Source organism: Kribbella pratensis, from assembly GCF_004365355.1.
Taxonomy (GTDB): domain Bacteria; phylum Actinomycetota; class Actinomycetes; order Propionibacteriales; family Kribbellaceae; genus Kribbella.
Genome location: NZ_SODP01000005.1, coordinates 79,777 through 95,778 on the forward strand (window position 1 = coordinate 79,777; position 16,002 = coordinate 95,778).

Sequence of the window (16,002 nt, forward strand, 5' to 3'; positions counted from 1 at the left end):
GTGAGTACGTCGAGAGACCCCGACCGGCTGGTCCTGTTCACCGATGCGGTTGTCGCAATCGCGATCACGCTGCTGGTGCTGCCGCTGGTCGACCTGGTCCCCGAGATCAAGGCGCACGGCGGTAACGCGACCAGTGTGATCACCGAACACCGGCAGGAGATCTTCACGTTCCTGCTGAGCTTCGTCGTGATCGCGAACTTCTGGATGGGACACCACCGGATCTTCGAGCACGTCCGCGTCTACACCACGGGCGTCATCCGGCTGAACCTGCTCTGGTTGCTCACGATCGTCATGCTGCCGTTCACGACCGAGATCATCGGGGCGTTCGACAGCAGCCGGTTCGTCGCCGGTCTCTACATCGGAACGATCCTCGTGCTCAGCATCTGCCAGTCCGCCCTCGTCTTCATGGTCCGCGGACACCGGGAGCTCGAAGCGCCCGACAACCCGGTCAGCTACCGGGAGCTGGTCGGCTCCTTGGTGCTGACCGGGTTGACCCTGATCGCATTCCTGTTGGCGTCCCTCGTACCGGGCATCAACTTCTATGCGATGTTGCTATTGCTTCTGCCGTCGGTCGTGATGCGGGTCTGGCGCGCTAGGCACCCAGAGCAGCCCAGAACCCACACTGGTGCTCAGAGCTGAGGTTCACCCGGTGGATGCCGGTCTGGTCCGTCGGCGCGAGTGAGAGGCCCTTGACCTCGCGTACGCCGGTCGGCGACCAGTGCGGTCGGCCTGCCCCGTTCGGGTTGCCGGTCCGGGCGAATGCCGTCCAGTAGTCGATCATCTGGTTCGACAGCGTCTGCTGGGTCTCGGACATCGGGAAGTCGTACCCGCCGAGCCGGAACAGGTAGGGCAGCTCCATGGCGTGCGCGGCTCCCAGTCCGGGTGCCGCGATCGGGGAGTGCTTGTCTGCGAACTCGTACGCGTACACAGGTACCTTCGCGGCCGCCTGCTGGTCGGACGCGACCTGTGTGCAGGACCAGATCCGGTCCGTGGTGACCGCGCCCCACGCTGCGGCGGGCGACTCGTAGTTGCTCTGCAGGTAGTGCTTCAGCACCTGGGGAGCCTTCTGAGCGCCGACCATGTTCTTCACGAGCTGCGGGTAGTCCTTGATGTCACCGAATGTGGCCAGCCAGCCGTTCGCCTCGTCGTGGTTGTTCCCGGAGATGATCGGCACCCGGTGGAACAGCCCGGCCTTCAGCGCGCGAGCGGGTGACAGCGGTACGACGGGAGTTTCGCCGTACCCGATCTGGGTGAACTCGAGCGTGTCGTCGACCAGTACGTCGGACTTCGCAGCGCGCAGGCAGTCGAGCATCGACTGCCCGGGCTTGCAGCCGAACTTGGCCTTGTTGTCGGCGGCCCACTCCTTGCCGTGCGCCTTCACTGTGCCGGCAGGAAGCCAGAAAGAGCTCGCGGTCTGACCGGGGTACTGGCTGTTGTCGGCCCAGTTGAACGCGCAGGAGCCGCTCTGCATGATCGCCTTCGAGAACAGGCCGGTGGAGGTCGGAGAGGTCAGCTGGGCGCACACGCTCATGCCGCCGGCGGACTCACCCGCGACCGTGACGTTGCGCGGATCGCCGCCGAACGCGCGGGCATTGCGCTGCACCCAGCGGAGCGCTGCCTGCTGGTCCTGGAGCCCGTACGTGCCGGATCCGGGCAGGCCCGGGTACCCGAAGAAGCCGAAGATCCCGAGCCGGTAGTTGACCGTCACGACGACCACGTCGCCGCGGGCGGCGAACTTCGACGCCTCGTAGCTGCTGCCGGCGCCGGAGAAGAACCCGCCACCGGGGATCCACACCACGACCGCGCGGGGTTTCGTGGACGGCTTGGTCGGGGTGGTCACGTTGAGGTAGAGGCAGTCTTCGGTGGACGATCCGTCCGGAGCCTCCGAGTTCGCTTGCTGCGGGCACACATTGCCGAGCTTCGACTCGCGTACGCCGGTCCACGGCTTGGCGGGCTGTGGCGCCTTCCAGCGCAGCGCGCCGACCGGGGGAGCGGCGTACGGGATGCCGTCGAAGACCTGTGCGTCCCCGACCGTCTTGCTTGCCACCAGCCCGTTGTCTGTTCGTACGACGTCTTGCTGGGCCGCGTCACTCGGTCCGGCAAGGCTTACCAGCAGCCCGACCGGCGCCAGGGCGGCCGTCATCGTCACCAAGAGTCTCTTCATACCTGCAGCGTCGCCGAGGCCACAGCAGCGACGCGTCGGTCCGAAGTCCAGAAGACCTACACCTTTGGTCTAGGTCTCCGGACCAAGTAGGTGTCCATGATCCAGCCCTTGCGGTCCCGGGCTTCGGCGCGGGTTTTCTCGATCTCCGCTGCGACCTCGCGCAGGGGGCCGGAGATGAGGATCTCGTCCGGTGTCCCGAGGTACGCGCCCCAATAGATGTCCGCGTCCTGGTCGAGATGCTCGGTGAACGCCGTCTGCGCGTCGAGCATCACCACCACGTCGTCCACATCCTCCGGCCAGCCCGCCGCGAGCCGTCGCCCGGTGGTGATCTGGATCGGTCGACCCACCTGGTTCAGCCCGACCTTGTGCCGCGCGGCCAGTGTCGACACGCTGCTGATCCCGGGGATCACCTCGACCTCGAACGCGAGCTCACCGCGCGCCAGGATGTCGTCGAGAATCGCCAGCGTGCTGTCGTACAGCGAGGGATCACCCCAGACCAGAAAAGCGCCCACCTGGTCCGAGCCCAGCTCGGACTCGATCAGCTCCGCGCACACATCGGCCCGGCGCCGGCGCCAGTCGTCCACGGCCTCGACGTACGCCGAAGCCGTGCGGTCCCGCTCGGGGTCGCGGCCGACGACGACGCGGTAATCCTTCGACGTCGCGTACCGGCGCAGGATCTCGGAGCGCAGGTCGACCAGCTCCTGCTTCACCTCGCCCTTGTCCAGCACGAAGAACACGTCGACCCGGTTCAGCGCCGACACGCCCTGCATCGTCACCTGCTCCGGATCGCCCGCACCGACGCCGATGACCAGAATCTCCCGCATGCGCCGCAGCCTAGCCAAGGTCTTGCTTACTCCCGCCACTCGCGTTCGAAGGGGAGGCGCCAGGCACGCGGAGCGATCAGCTGGTGGATCGCGTTCGGGCCCCAGGTGCCGGCCTGGTACGGCTTGACCGGCGGCGGGTCGTCGAGCAGCGGGGCCGAGCGATCCCACAGCGATTCGATGCCCTCGGCGGTGGTGAACAGGGTGTGGTCGCCGCGCATCGCGTCGAGGATCAAGCGCTCGTACGCCTCGAGGACGTCGCCCGCGCTCTCGGTCTCCTGCGTCGAGAACTGCATCGACAGCTTCTCCAGCCGCATGCCCGGTCCGGGGCGCTTGCCGTAGAACGACAGCGACACCCGGGACGAGTCGGCCAGGTCGAAGGTCAGGTGGTCCGGACCCTCCGAGCCGACACCGGACCCGGTCGGGAACATCGTCTTCGGCGCCTCCTTGAAGGCGATCGAGATGATCCGCTGGCCCTCGGCCATCTTCTTGCCGGTGCGCAGGAAGAACGGCACGCCGGCCCAGCGCCAGTTGTCGATCTCGACCTTGAGCGCGATGAACGTCTCGGTGTCGGAGTCCGGCGCGACGCCCTCCTCGTGGCGGTAGCCGGTGTACTGACCGCGTACGACGCAGTTCGGGTCGATCGGCAGCATCGACCGGAAGACCTTGTTCTTCTCCTCCGAGATCGCCCGCGGTTCCAGGGCCGTCGGCGGCTCCATCGCCACGAACGACATCACCTGCATCAGGTGCGTGACGACCATGTCCTTGAACGCGCCGGTCGGCTCGTAGAAGGTGGCGCGCTGGTCCAGCCCGAGTGACTCCGGGATGTCGATCTGCACGTGGTCGATGAAGTTGCGGTTCCAGATCGGCTCGAACAGCCCGTTCGCGAACCGGAACGCGAGGATGTTCAGCGCCGCTTCCTTGCCGAGGAAGTGATCGATCCGGAAGATCTGCGACTCGTCGAAGGTCTCGTGGACGAAGTCGTTGAGCTTGATCGCACTGGCCAGGTCGTCGCCGAACGGCTTCTCCATCACCACCCGGGCCCGGTCGACCAGGTCCGCGTCGCGCAGCATCGCGATCACCGACTGGGCGGCCTTCGGGGGCACCGACAGGTAGTGCAACCGGCGGACGTCGGGGCCGAGGTGCTCCTCGGCCGCCTTGACCGCCTTGGCCAGCGCCTCCGGCCCGGCCGTGACCGGCACGTAGTCGAGCGTCTCGGCGAACTGCGCCCACTGCTCGTCGGTCAGCTTGTGCATCCCGAACATCTCGACGGCCTCGCGGGCGCGAGCGCGGAACTCCTCCGTCGTCATGTCCTCGGTCGCGGTGCCGATGATGCGCACGTCGGGCGTGAACCGGGACTGCTGCAGGTAGGCCAGCCCGGGCAGCAGCTTGCGCTTGGCCAGGTCACCGGTCGCGCCGAACAGCACGATCACATGCGGCGCGAGCGGATCCGGGTCCCGCCGCGACGGCCGGGATCCCGGCGCCGGATACGCAATGGTCTGGATACGGTCAGGCATTCAGTCCTCCCGAGGACACCACCGGAGCCAACACACCTCGCAGTCTAGGCACTCCACGATGAACTACCGGTGTACGCGGAACCTAGGCGTAACTGTCATCAATCCGGAAGCCACAGCGACAGGAGGACCTTGCCGGAGGCGTCGGAGTCGGTCGCGGTTGCGAAGGCGTCGACGGCCTGGTCCGCCGGGTACTCGTGGGTGACGACCCGCTCGAGCTCTGGATTCGCGTCCAGGAGCTGGATCGCGTGGTCGATCTCGTCGTTGAAGCGGAGCGTTCCGCGGACCTGCAGTTCGCGGGAGACCACCGGCGCGAGGTTCACGCCGCGCGGCTCGTCGGCCGGGATGCCGACCAGTACGACGATCCCGCCGCGGCGCGCTGCGTCGATCGCAGTATTGATCGCGGCCGGTACGGCGGTGCACTCGAGGACGACGTCGAAGTACCCGGACGGGATCTCGTCCGTGCCGACCTGCAGCGTGCGATGCGCCCCGAGCTCTCGGGCCCGCCGCAGTGGGCCTGGGACGACGTCGGTGGTGACCACCTCGGTCGCGCCGGCGGCCAGCGCTGCCGATGCGGTCAGCAGACCGATCGCGCCCGACCCCGAGACCAGCACGCGTCGGCCTTCAACGCCGCCGGCGATCGCCAGCGCATGCAGCCCGACCGCGAGCGGCTCGGCGAGCGCCGCACGGCGTAGCGGCAGCGTCGGTGGCAGTGCCCGGAGCATGTGCTTGCCTACGACAACGAACTCGCTCAGGCCGCCCTGCGTGTGCGGCCAGGTGGATGCGCTGCCGAGGTACGCGCCGTTCGGCCACAGGTGCGGACGGTCCTCGATGCCCGGCTCCGGAGTGCCGAAGGTAGCCGGATGAATGGTCACCGGTGTGCCGGGCATGAACTCTCCGGACGAGTCGAGATCGACGGTGCCCGACAGTTCGTGACCGGGCACCAGCGGCTCGCGGACGACGAAGGAGCCGTTCGCGCCGTCGTGGTAGTAGTGCAGGTCGGACCCGCAGATCCCGCCGTACGCCATCCGGAGGCGAACCTCGCCGGCCCGCGGTTCCGGGGTCGGCAGCTCGGTCGCGATCAGGTCGAGCTTGCTCCGGATGACGATCGCTCTCAAGGCACTCCTTCGGGCCGCTGCTGCTCCACCTGGAGCCTAGGCGGTCTGCCAGAGCCCCAGGATGTTGCCCTCCGGGTCCTTGAAGTACGCCGCGAAACCCATGTCGCCGACCGGAAGCTTCTCGCCGACCCGCTCGCCGCCGAGGCTCTCGATCGTCTTCCAGGCGGCGTCGATGTCCGGGACGTCGACGGTCAGGATCGGGCGGGTGAGCTCGCCGGTGCGCTGGTACATGCCGCCGTTGATGAAGCCGGGCTCGGACGGCATCGACTGCTCGTTCACCGGTCCGGTCGACACCATCGTGTAGTTCATCTCGGGCATCTCCATCAGGTTCCACCCGAACGCCTCGCGGTAGAACGTCCGCGCTCGCTCACCGTCGTCGTACGGCACCTCGAAGTGCACGATCCGTCCGGTCATCACACGACCTCCCGACTGAAGTTCCTTGCCGTCGACGCTAGACCTGCGACGATGGCTGGGTGAAGTACCTGCTGATGATCTGCGGTGACCCCTCCGGGACCGAGTACGCGACCGACGGCTGCGGCGGGTGGTCCGAGGAGATGGAGGCCCGCGGCGTGGTGGCCGGCGGGGCGGGGCTGCATCCGCCGCACGAGGCCACCACCGTGCGGTTGCGCGACGACGAGCTTCTGCTCACCGACGGGCCGTTCGCCGAGACGAAGGAGCAGATCGGCGGTTTCGTGCTGATCGATTGCGCCGATCTGGACGAGGCGATCGAGATCGCGTCGAAGCACCCTGCGGCCGGCTACGGCACGATCGAGATCCGCCCGGTGCTGGAGCCGCCGGTGTGACGTTGGAGGACATCTACCGGCAGGAGTGGGGCCAGGTGGTCGCCACTCTGATCCGGGTGACCGGTGACTGGGAGCTGGCCGAGGAGTGCGCGCAGGAGGCGTTCGCCGCGGCACTCCAGCGGTGGCCGGTCGACGGCGTACCGGACCGGCCCGGTGCCTGGCTGACCACGACCGCGCGCAACCGTGCGGTCGACTGGCTGCGTCGTGAGGCGGTGGGCGCCGCGAAGCTGCGTCAGGTTGCCGCTCTCGAGCACGATCAGGACCCGCCGTACGACGTACCGGACGACCGGTTGCGGTTGATGTTCACCTGCTGCCATCCCGCACTGGCCATGGAGGCCCGGGTGGCGTTGACGCTGCGCACGCTGGCGGGTCTGAGTACTGCGGAGATCGCGCGGGCATTCCTCGTCCCGGAGACGACGATGTCGAAACGACTGACCCGCGCGAAGCAGAAGATCCAGCACGCCCACATCCCGTACCGCGTACCGCCTGCGCATCTCCTGCCGCAGCGGACACCCGCCGTACTCGCCGTGCTGTACCTACTCTTCAACGAGGGGTACTCCGATGTCGTCCGAAGCAATCTGAGCGGTGAAGCGATCAGACTCGCCAGACTGCTCGTCCAGCTCATGCCATCCGAGCCTGAGGCCGGCGGACTCCTCGCCCTGATGCTGCTGCACGACGCGCGACGCGACACACGGCTCGCTGACGACGGTGCACTCATCACCCTCGATGAGCAGGACCGCTCCCGGTGGGACCACGGCCAGATCAAAGAAGGCGTCGACCTGCTGGACTCAGCCCTCGACCGTGGTGCTCCGGGCCCGTACCAGATCCAGGCCGCGATCGCCGCCTGCCACGCGACCGCCCGCACCGCAGGCGACACAGACTGGCCGCAGGTCGCCGCTCTGTACGCCCGCCTCCCACAAACCCCGGTCGTCACGCTCAACCGCGCGGTAGCCATCGGTATGGCGGACGGCCCAGCCGTCGGCCTTCGCCTCGTACAAGAGCTCGCGGAAGGCCCTCTGGCCGGTTACCACCTCCTTCCAGCCACCCGAGCCGACTTCCTCCGTCGGCTGGAGCGCTGGCCCGACGCAAAGACGGCGTACGAAGAAGCTCTCGAACTTGCGACCACCGACGCGGAGCGGCTGTACCTCCAGAAAAGATTGCGAGAGGTGTCTGTGCGGTCCTGAGCCGTTCGTCGGTGGGGTATGACGGATATCAGAACTGCGATTGCGGCCGAGCGCACCGAGCTGGCGGAGGTGCTGGCCGGACTGTCGGAGGACGACTGGGACCAGCCCACGCTGTGCAAGGAGTGGCGGGTGCGGGAGCTGGTCGCGCACATCACTATGCCGTACCGGATCTCGACGCCCCGGTTCCTGGCCGGACTGATCCGGGCCGGCGGCAAGTTCGACCGGTACGCCGACCGGCAGGCCCGCGCGGACGCTGCCGCGCTGTCATCAGCCGAACTGCTCGAATGCCTTCGCCAGAACGTCAACCACCCGTGGAAGCCCCCGGGCGGCGGCTACGTGGGCGCACTGTCCCACGACGTGATCCACGGCCTCGACATGACCATTGCACTGGGGATCGATCGCCAGGTCCCCGCCGGGCGACTGCATTACATCCTCGACGACATGAACCCCCGGCAGGTCAAGTACTTCGGTGTCGAACTCAACGGCATCCAGCTGCAGGCCACCGACCTCGACTGGACCTATGGCACCGGCACACCGCTCACCGGCGCCGCCCAGGACCTCCTGTTGGTTCTCTGCGGCCGCACCCTTCCACCGAACCACCTGACCGGCACCGACGCAGCCCGTTTCACCGCTGGAGTGACCCGATGATCATCAGCCTCCCGATCGAGGACCGGCCCCGCTCGCACGTCTTCTACCAGGAAGCGCTCGGCCTGACGCCGGTCGGCGAGCTGGACGAGGAGGGCATCCCCGAGCCCTTACAGTTCGCCCTCGCGGACGACGTCCGCCTCATGCTCATCCCGACCGACGGCTTCGGCTGGGTCCTGGGCGACCAGCCCGCCGCGCAGCGTGGCCAGAGCGAGTGCATCCTCACGGTGACCGTCGACAACGAGGCTGCCGTCGACGCACAGACCGCCAAGGCGATCGCCGCCGGAGCGGTGCAGGTGACTGCGCCCACACGCAAGCCGTGGGCGTACCTGGCCACCTTCACCGATCCGGACGGCCATCTGTGGATGGTTACTACTACCGACTGAGCAGGCGGAGGTTCGCTGCGCGGGCGGTGGCTCGCACGATTCCGGTGGGGTGGTGACGGAACAGGCGTCCGCCGTACCTGAACCACTCCACTTGGCCGGCCGTGCCGCGGACGAAGTTGGCGCGGATGTGGGTCGAAGTGCCGTCTGGGTTCAGGGCGAGCACGTAGTCCTTGCGGTAGAAGGCGAGACGGAGGAGCGGCTCCCCACCCGCGCCGGCGACCAGTTGACCCTTGTCGGCGGTCACGTCGAGTGCCAGGTCCGCCGGCTTGCCGTCGACACCGATCTGCTGCGAGACGTACGTTCCTTCGTACTCCGCGAGCCGGCGCGGCGGCAGCTCCCGCGGTACGGCGGGAAGGTTGTTGAGGCCGGCGAATTCCTGCAGCGCCCAGTCGTCCGCGAACAGCTCCGCGACCAACAGCGGACCGCTCTCCGAGTCGGTCAGCAGCGTGATCGCGAAGTCCCGCTGTGGCACGAACAGGAAGCCGGAGTGCTGACCGGACCAGTCACCACCGTGCTGCACCACCGTCGGACCCTGCGCAGTCGGACGCAGCATCCAGCTGACGCCCACACCGTTCAGCTCGACGAACAGAGTGCCGCCGGGACCGGGGTGAGACTGCATCGCCAACCGGCTGCGGTCGCTGAGCAGGTGGGGGAGATCCCGATGACCCAGGTGGTACCGCGCGTACCGCAGCTGGTCGCGGGCGCTCGAGATGAGCCCGCCGATCGACTGCAGGCTGCGCGGAATCGCATCGAACGACGGCTCCACGACCGCCTTGCCGTCGACGATGTTGTGCGACGCGGCGACGCTGAAACCGCCCAACTCGCTCCGGAAGAACCGGCTGTGGTCGAGCCCGAGCGGATCCACCACGAGCTCGCGGGCGGCGATCTCGTACGGCTTGCCGGTCACCACCTCGATGATCCGGCCGGCCACCCCCAGCGAGGCGTTGTTGTACGCGAACACCTTCCCGAGCGGGGTGAGCTGCGGGACCTTCGCCATCCCGGCGACGTACTTCGCGAGAGCGTCGTCGCCCTCCCCGTAGTCCTCGAGGTAGTCGCCCTGCCAGCCAGCGGTGTGGTTCAGCAACTGGCGCACGGTCACCCGCGCCGCGACAGAGGGGTCCGCCGTCTGGAAATCGGGCAGGTACGCGCGCACCGACCGGTCGAGGCTGACCCGCCCGCGCTCGACGAGCCGCATCATCACGGTCGCGGTGAACGTCTTGGTGGTCGAGCCGATCCGGAACACGGTGTCGCCGGACACCGGTTCGTTGGTGTCGACGCTGGTGACGCCGAAGCCGCGAACGTACTCGCGACCGCGGTGCCAGAGACCGAGACCGACACCCGGGATCGCGTACTTCGCCATCCCGGCCTCGATCTTGTCGGCCAGCCGCCCGAGCGCGACCGGTTCCCGTGTAGCGGTGGCTGATGCGGGCAGAGCTGATGCAGGCAGAGCTGGGAGCGCGGCGACCGGCACGGCGGCAGCGGCGGACTTGAGCACGGTACGACGAGTGAGCGACACAGCACGTTCTCCTTGGGCGACAGGGAAATGCTTCCGTTCACGCTATTATTACCAAACTTGGGACTAATGGTGACCCGTGAAAACCCTGGAGCGACCCTGATGGACCAGCCGTCATCCACTCCGGTGTCGGACCTGCTCCTGCACCCGATCCGCTGGCGGATCGTCCAGCGCGTCCTCGGCCGCGAGGTGACGACGACCGATCTGAAGCGCGACCTCCCCGACGTCCCGAGCACGTCGCTGTACCGCCACGTCGCCGTACTCATCGACGCCGGCTTCCTCACGGTGGTCCGGGAACGGAAGGTCCGCGGTACGACGGAGCGCACGCTCAGCCTGGACCAGACCAAGGTCGGCCGGATCGACGAGCGCGAGGCGCGGGCGATGACGCCGGAGCAGCACCGCCAGGCGTTCCTGATGATGCTCACGCGCCTGGCCGCGGACTTCGACCGCGCGGTCGAGCGCGGCGATCTGGAGACCCGGCTGCCCCAAGTCGGCTACAGCCAGCTCGCCCTGTACGTCGCTCCCGAGGACCTCGACGCGATCCGCGAAGGGATCAACGCCGTCATCGAGCCGCACCTGACCGAAGCCCCCGGCAAGGACCGCGTGACGCTGTCGCTGATTGCACTCCCGGACGACTAGATCTAGAAGCTCCCGGACGTCTGGAGGCGGCGACGCAGGTGGGCGTGCTCGATCGCGGGCGGCGTGGCGTTGTAGTTGTCGGCCGGGTCCAGCTCGGTGCCGGGCGGGACGATCTCGTCGATCCGGTCGAGGATGTCGGCGGTCAGGTCGAGCTCGGCGGCCGGGAGCAGGCTGTCGAGTTGTTCCTGCGTGCGTGGGCCGATGAGGACCGAGGTGACGGCGGGGTGGGACCGGGCGAAGGCGACGGCCAACTGGGGGAGTGTTACACCGACCTCGGCGGCCAGCGTGGACAGCTTCGCGACCGCGGCCGCCTTGGCCTGGCCGGTGGGGCTGGACGGGTCGTAGTGGCTCGGCCGCCCGCTGGCCCGGTGGCTCGATGACAGGTCGGTCCGCCCGGACAGCCAGCCCCCGTTGAGCGGGCTGAACGTCAGTACGCCGAGGTTGTGCCGCTGCGTCACCGGGAACACCGACGCCTCGGGCCGACGCGTCAGGATCGAGTACATCGTCTGCTCGGTCAGGAACCGGTGGGTGCCGCGACGCTCGGCGGTCCACTGCGCCTCGACGATCGTCTCGGCCGGGAACATCGACGAACCGAACGCCAGGATCTTGCCCGCCTGGACCAGATCCGACAGCGCCGACAACGTCTCAGCGGGATCGGTGTCGTGGTCCGGACGGTGCAACTGGTACAGGTCCAGGTGATCGGTGCCGAGCCGCCGCAGACTCGCCTCGACCGCTTGCCGGATCCAGCGGCGGGAGGCGCCGCTCTGGTTCGGGTCCTCGCCCATCGGCAGGCCGAATTTGCTCGCCAGGACGACGTCGTCGCGCCGGCCGCGGATCGCCGTACCGACGATCTCTTCGGACTCGCCGGCGGAGTAGACGTCGGCGGTGTCGATCAGGTTGATCCCCGCGTCGACGGCGCGGTGGATGATCCGGACCGAGTCCTCGTGGTCGGGGTTGCCCATCGCGCCGAACATCATCGCGCCGAGGGCCACGTCGCTGACCGAGATACCGGTGCCGCCGAGGGTTCTGCGATTCACGGGTGGTGCCTTTCTCGTGGTGGTCCTTTCATCAGAGCACCGCGCGGCGTCCGGGCGTGAGCGTCATCCTGGCGCCGGCTTGCGCGATCCTGTCAAAGTCGCTCCACTGGAGAGGTGGATCTGCTCGACGAGCTCAGGACTCTGATCATTCGGCATACGGCCGGCCAGCGCGGGCACAGCGTGCACCTGATCGACGGGGTCCAGGTCAGCCGGCGCGACGAACCGACCGAGCTGACCGCGGGCATCGCCCAGCCGTCGGTCGCGATCGTTGCCTCAGGCGTCAAGCTGACGTTGCTCAACGGCGTCCCCTACGAGTACGGCGTCGGCCAGTTCCTGGTCACCTCGCTGGATCTCCCGGTCGTCGGCCAGGCGTTGAAGGCGACGCCGGACGAACCGTTCGCCGTCGTCAGCCTGCGACTCGATCCGGTCGAGATCGCTCCGTTGCTGCTCGACACCCCCGAGCGGAAGCCGCAGTACGCCGGTCTCGTGGTGAGCGATGCGACACCTGACTTGCTCGATCCCGTCGTCCGGCTGTTGCGGATCGCCGGCCGCCCGGACGACGTACGGGTGCTTGCGCCGGGCATCCGGCGGGAGATCCTGTGGCGGCTGCTGACCGGTGAACAGGGCGGACTGGTCCGGCAGATCGGTCTGGCCGATGGAATGCTGGCGCACATCTCTCGAGCGATCAGCTGGATCCGCCGCCACCACAACGAACCTCTTCTGGTCGCGGACCTCGCCGAACTGGCCGGCATGAGCCCGTCGACGTTCCACCGGCATTTCCGCGCGGCGACCTCGATGACACCGATCCAGTTCCAGAAACAGATCCGTCTGCAGGAGGCCAGGGTCCTGCTCCGCACGCAGTCCCTCACCGCGGCAGAGGTCGGCTTCCAGGTCGGCTACACCAGCTCCGCCCACTTCACCCGGACCTACCATCAGGCGTTCGGCCGGACACCGGGCGAGGACCGGAGCGCCTGAGCAGCAACTGGCCCACGTCGAGATAGCCGGAAGCGAACCCGGCCTCACTGTAGGCCAGATAGAACTCCCACGTACGCCGGAAGCTCTCGTCGAACCCCTGCGCGCGGATGACCGGCCAGTTCGCGGTGAACTGCCGCCGCCAGCGGCGCAGCGTCTCGGCATAGTCCGGACCGAACCGATGATCGGCCTGCACCACCAGCTTGGTGTGGCGGGCCAGCGTCTCGTCGATCGCGGTCCGGGACGGGATCAGGCCGCCCGGGAAGATGTACTTCTGGATCCAGCTGTACGAGTTCCGGGTCGCGAGCATCCGGTCGTGGTCCATCAGAATCGCCTGCAGTGCAACGGATCCGCCGGGTGCCAGCAGCCGGTCGAGCGTGCCGAAGTACTCCGGCCAGAACTCCTCGCCGACGGCCTCGATCATCTCCACGCTGACGATCACGTCGTACGAACCGGTGACCGCGCGATAGTCCTGCAACCGCAGGTCGACGCGATCGCTCAGCCCGGCGTCGGCGACCCGCTCGCGCGCAAGTGTCAGCTGCTCGCTGGACAACGTGATGCCGGTGACGTGGGCGCCACGGCGTGCGGCGGCGATCGCGAGCGTGCCCCAGCCGATGCCGATCTCGAGCACCTGACTGCCTCGCCGGACCCCGGCCAGATCGAGGATGCGCTCCACCTTGCGCGTCTGGGCGTCCTCCAGGGACTGCCCGGCGCTCTCGAACATGGCTGAGCTGTACGACATCCCGGGGTCCAGGAAGGCCGCGAACAAGGCGTTGCTGAGGTCGTAGTGCGCCCTGATGTTGCTGCGGGCACCATTCGGGGTGTTGCGCAGCCGATCGGGGACGCGCTGCTCGACCAGCCGACGGAAGCGCTGCATCCAGTGCGGCACGAGCTGAGCGAGCTGCGCGGCGAACGGGGTGAGCAGTTCGCCGAGGTCCGTGCCGTCGGCGGCTGTCCAGTCGCCTGCCGTATAGGCCTCGCCGAGACCGATCTTCGGGTTGTGCGCGAGCCGCTCGAACATCGCGTCAGGCCGGGCGATCCGCAGCGTCGGCGCGTCCGGGCCACCGCCGCCGCGGACGGAACCGTCCGGGTAGACCGCACGGACCGGCACGCGGTCGAGCACGCGGTCGACGATCATCCGGGCAGCGCGGCCACGCAAGGTCTTCCGCGTCTTCCGCTTCACGACCGGCAGGCGTCGCGCCCACAGGTACAAGCCGTGCACCCGGATCAGTGCCGACACCCGCTGCGGCATGAGTGGCATCCGTACGGCGGCCGCGAGCACCGCGCGGCGAGTGGCCGGTCGCGGTACGCCTTCGAAGCTCGCACCGAAGACCGTGTGGTGGCCGCGGGACAGACTGACCTGGACCCGCACCCGGCTGCGATCGAGCTCGAACCGGAGTCGGTAGTCGCCGGACACGTCGTTGAACGGCGAGACGTAGAACTTCTTCGCAGTCTCGGCATTGCCGTGCGCATCCGGCGTGAGCAGGTACGTGTGCCGTTCGCCGTACGTGTTGTGTACCTCGGCGACGACGTATGGGCTGTCGATGCACCAGAACACGGTGATCGGGTCGAAGACGTGGCCAAGTACGCGGGCGTTGGACAGCATCACGATCCGGCCGTCGTACTCGATGCCCTGCTCGGCCAGGTACCGGCGTACACCGGCTTTGATCGTCGGACCGTCGCCGCCCAGATGATCGCGTACGTCGAACCCGCCGAACGGCCGCAGGTACCAGGGCAGGCGCGGCAGGTCGTCGAGGTCGACGAGCCATTGGTAGACCCGGTGCCGGAACGCGTGCCGGATCGGGATCGACCGGGCGTGCCGGACGAAGCCGGTGACGACCGCCGGAAGGGTGGGGAACTCACCGACGACCGTCACCAGCGCACCCCGAAGGACTCCGCCGCCGCGACCCCGGCGCGACAGCCGTCCTCATGGAAGCCCCAGCCGTGATACGCCCCCGCGAATGCGACCCGGCCGGTGTTCAACTCCGCCAGCCGGCTCTGCGCGGCCACCGCCGTCGGGGTGTAGATCGGGTGCTCGTACTCCATCCGCGCGATCACCTTCGCCGGATCGACCGCCTCGGCACCGTTCAGCGTGACCAGGTATGTCTCCTCGGTCTCGAGGCCCTGCAACCGATTCATCCAGTACGTCGTGAGCGGCGCGTCGTCGCGGACGACGTAGTTCCAGCAGGCGCGGGCGTTCTTCGTTGCAGGTAGCAACGATGAGTCGGTGTGCAGGACGGTCTCGTTCCGGCTGTACTCGAACTGTCCGAGCACCGCCTTCTCCGCAGGCGTCGCGTCCGTGAGCAGGTCGAGCGCCTGATCGGCATGCGTCGCCAGCACGACCCGGTCGAAGTCCCTTGTGTTGCCGTTGGCAACGGTTGCCGTCACGCCGTCGGGGTGGCGATGTACAGCCTGGACAGGAAGTCCGGTCCGGATCGCATCCAGCCGCGCGGCGAGGGCATCGACGTACTGCCGGGAGCCGCCGGTGACGGTCAGCCACTGCGGCGAGCCGCTCACCGAGAGCATCCCGTGGTGGTCGAGGAACCGGAACAGGTACCGCGCCGGGTAGCTGAGGGCCGAGCCGCCGCCGCAGGACCAGACGCAGGAGACGACGGGGACGGCGTACAAGCGGATGAAGGCCGGGCTGAAACGCTCTGCCTCGAGGAACTCGCCGAAGGTCGCGAGATCGTCGTCGCCGGTCCGCTCGACGTAGGCGGCGGCGCTGCGGTGGAAGCGGCGTACCTCGGTCAGCAGGCGGAGGAAGCGTGGGTCCGACAGGCGGCGGCTCTGGGCGAAGACGCCGGTCAGCCCGCGACCGCCGGCGAACTCCAGGCCGGTGGCCGGGTCGCTGATGCTCATGCTCATCTCGGTCGGTCGCGTCAGTACGCCGAGCTCCGCGAACAGCCGGCGGAGCAGGGGATAGGTACGGGCGTTGTGCACGATGAAGCCGGTGTCGATCGAAAGCGGGCGGCCGGCGGGGTCGGTGACGTCGTGGGTGTGGGCGTGCCCGCCCAGCCGCGGTTCGGCTTCGAACAGCGTCACGTCGTACCCAGGGGTCAGTAGATACGCGGCGGTCAGGCCGGACACTCCGGCGCCGACCACGGCCACGGTCTCTCGCATCGGCGGTACCTCACATCTTTGTCTAAGGTTTGTCTAGAGATTAGGCAGGTCGCCTCGGACTTGTCAAAGGACTGTCTAGAGTTTGT

The 16,002-nt window shown here is 68.1% G+C and carries 16 protein-coding genes; 7 read left to right on the forward strand and 9 right to left on the reverse strand.

The annotated features are described in order from the left end of the window. Window positions 1–639, forward strand: a complete 639-nt coding sequence (locus EV653_RS38495; protein WP_166679692.1) for a TMEM175 family protein — start codon at window positions 1–3, stop codon at window positions 637–639. On the opposite strand, the gene EV653_RS38500 is transcribed toward EV653_RS38495, so the two are convergent. The 5 genes from EV653_RS38500 to EV653_RS38520 all read right to left on the reverse strand — a co-directional run bounded on the left by EV653_RS38500 (window position 593) and on the right by EV653_RS38520 (window position 6,031). Continuing rightward, the gene (locus tag EV653_RS38500; RefSeq protein ID WP_202872033.1) at window positions 593–2,164 is read right to left on the reverse strand and encodes a carboxylesterase/lipase family protein; all 1,572 of its coding nucleotides are present in this window, start codon (window positions 2,162–2,164) and stop codon (window positions 593–595) included. The genes EV653_RS38495 and EV653_RS38500 overlap by 47 nt on opposite strands. A 56-nt stretch (window positions 2,165–2,220) precedes the next feature. After that, the gene (cobF, locus tag EV653_RS38505) at window positions 2,221–2,988 is read right to left on the reverse strand and encodes a precorrin-6A synthase (deacetylating) (protein WP_134111219.1); all 768 of its coding nucleotides are present in this window, start codon (window positions 2,986–2,988) and stop codon (window positions 2,221–2,223) included. Window positions 2,989–3,014: 26 nt separating this feature from the next. Next, window positions 3,015–4,502 (reverse strand): glucose-6-phosphate dehydrogenase, encoded by a 1,488-nt coding sequence (zwf, locus tag EV653_RS38510; RefSeq protein ID WP_134111221.1) that lies wholly within the window; start codon window positions 4,500–4,502, stop codon window positions 3,015–3,017. Between the two features lie 98 nt (window positions 4,503–4,600). Further along, window positions 4,601–5,617 carry a zinc-binding dehydrogenase gene (locus EV653_RS38515; protein WP_134111223.1) on the reverse strand — a complete coding sequence of 339 codons (1,017 nt, stop codon included), beginning with the start codon at window positions 5,615–5,617 and terminating at the stop codon, window positions 4,601–4,603. Between the two features lie 36 nt (window positions 5,618–5,653). Next, a complete protein-coding gene (locus EV653_RS38520; RefSeq protein ID WP_134111225.1) occupies window positions 5,654–6,031 on the reverse strand; it encodes a VOC family protein in 378 nt (125 codons plus the stop codon). A gap of 59 nt (window positions 6,032–6,090) precedes the next feature. On the opposite strand from EV653_RS38520, the gene EV653_RS38525 reads away from it, so the two are divergent. The 4 genes from EV653_RS38525 to EV653_RS38540 are packed head-to-tail and all read left to right on the forward strand — an operon-like array spanning window position 6,091 to window position 8,635. Then, window positions 6,091–6,420 carry a YciI family protein gene (locus tag EV653_RS38525; RefSeq protein WP_134111227.1) on the forward strand — a complete coding sequence of 110 codons (330 nt, stop codon included), beginning with the start codon at window positions 6,091–6,093 and terminating at the stop codon, window positions 6,418–6,420. Beyond that, window positions 6,417–7,604 (forward strand): RNA polymerase sigma factor, encoded by a 1,188-nt coding sequence (locus tag EV653_RS38530; protein WP_134111229.1) that lies wholly within the window; start codon window positions 6,417–6,419, stop codon window positions 7,602–7,604. Before EV653_RS38525 ends, EV653_RS38530 begins: the two co-directional genes overlap by 4 nt. A gap of 18 nt (window positions 7,605–7,622) precedes the next feature. Further along, entirely contained in the window at window positions 7,623–8,252 is a 630-nt protein-coding gene (locus EV653_RS38535; RefSeq protein ID WP_134111231.1) for a maleylpyruvate isomerase family mycothiol-dependent enzyme, read from the forward strand. Further along, window positions 8,249–8,635, forward strand: a complete 387-nt coding sequence (locus tag EV653_RS38540) for a VOC family protein (RefSeq protein ID WP_134111233.1) — start codon at window positions 8,249–8,251, stop codon at window positions 8,633–8,635. The genes EV653_RS38535 and EV653_RS38540 overlap by 4 nt, the downstream gene beginning before the upstream one ends. Here EV653_RS38540 and EV653_RS38545 read toward each other — a convergent pair. Further along, on the reverse strand, window positions 8,625–10,151 hold the full coding sequence (locus EV653_RS38545) for a serine hydrolase domain-containing protein (RefSeq protein ID WP_134111235.1): 1,527 nt from the start codon (window positions 10,149–10,151) through the stop codon (window positions 8,625–8,627). The two genes, EV653_RS38540 and EV653_RS38545, sit on opposite strands and share 11 nt — an antisense overlap. A gap of 99 nt (window positions 10,152–10,250) precedes the next feature. On the opposite strand from EV653_RS38545, the gene EV653_RS38550 reads away from it, so the two are divergent. Beyond that, a complete protein-coding gene (locus EV653_RS38550; protein ID WP_166679693.1) occupies window positions 10,251–10,787 on the forward strand; it encodes a helix-turn-helix domain-containing protein in 537 nt (178 codons plus the stop codon). Window positions 10,788–10,789: 2 nt separating this feature from the next. Here the strand turns inward: EV653_RS38550 and EV653_RS38555 are convergent, their stop codons facing one another. Further along, entirely contained in the window at window positions 10,790–11,824 is a 1,035-nt protein-coding gene (locus EV653_RS38555) for an aldo/keto reductase (protein ID WP_134111239.1), read from the reverse strand. A 114-nt stretch (window positions 11,825–11,938) separates the two neighbouring features. Here EV653_RS38555 and EV653_RS38560 point away from each other — a divergent pair, with 114 nt between their 5' ends. Further along, window positions 11,939–12,799 carry an AraC family transcriptional regulator gene (locus tag EV653_RS38560; RefSeq protein WP_134111241.1) on the forward strand — a complete coding sequence of 287 codons (861 nt, stop codon included), beginning with the start codon at window positions 11,939–11,941 and terminating at the stop codon, window positions 12,797–12,799. Here EV653_RS38560 and EV653_RS42415 read toward each other — a convergent pair. Together EV653_RS42415 and EV653_RS38570 are read right to left on the reverse strand one after the other, a co-directional pair. Next, window positions 12,741–14,672: a DUF1365 family protein gene (locus EV653_RS42415; protein WP_238160737.1), complete on the reverse strand. Its 1,932-nt coding sequence runs from the start codon at window positions 14,670–14,672 to the stop codon at window positions 12,741–12,743. The genes EV653_RS38560 and EV653_RS42415 overlap by 59 nt on opposite strands. Further along, window positions 14,669–15,916, reverse strand: coding sequence for an NAD(P)/FAD-dependent oxidoreductase (locus tag EV653_RS38570; protein WP_134111245.1), 1,248 nt, complete (start codon window positions 15,914–15,916; stop codon window positions 14,669–14,671). The genes EV653_RS42415 and EV653_RS38570 overlap by 4 nt, the downstream gene beginning before the upstream one ends. Window positions 15,917–16,002 lie beyond the last annotated feature (86 nt).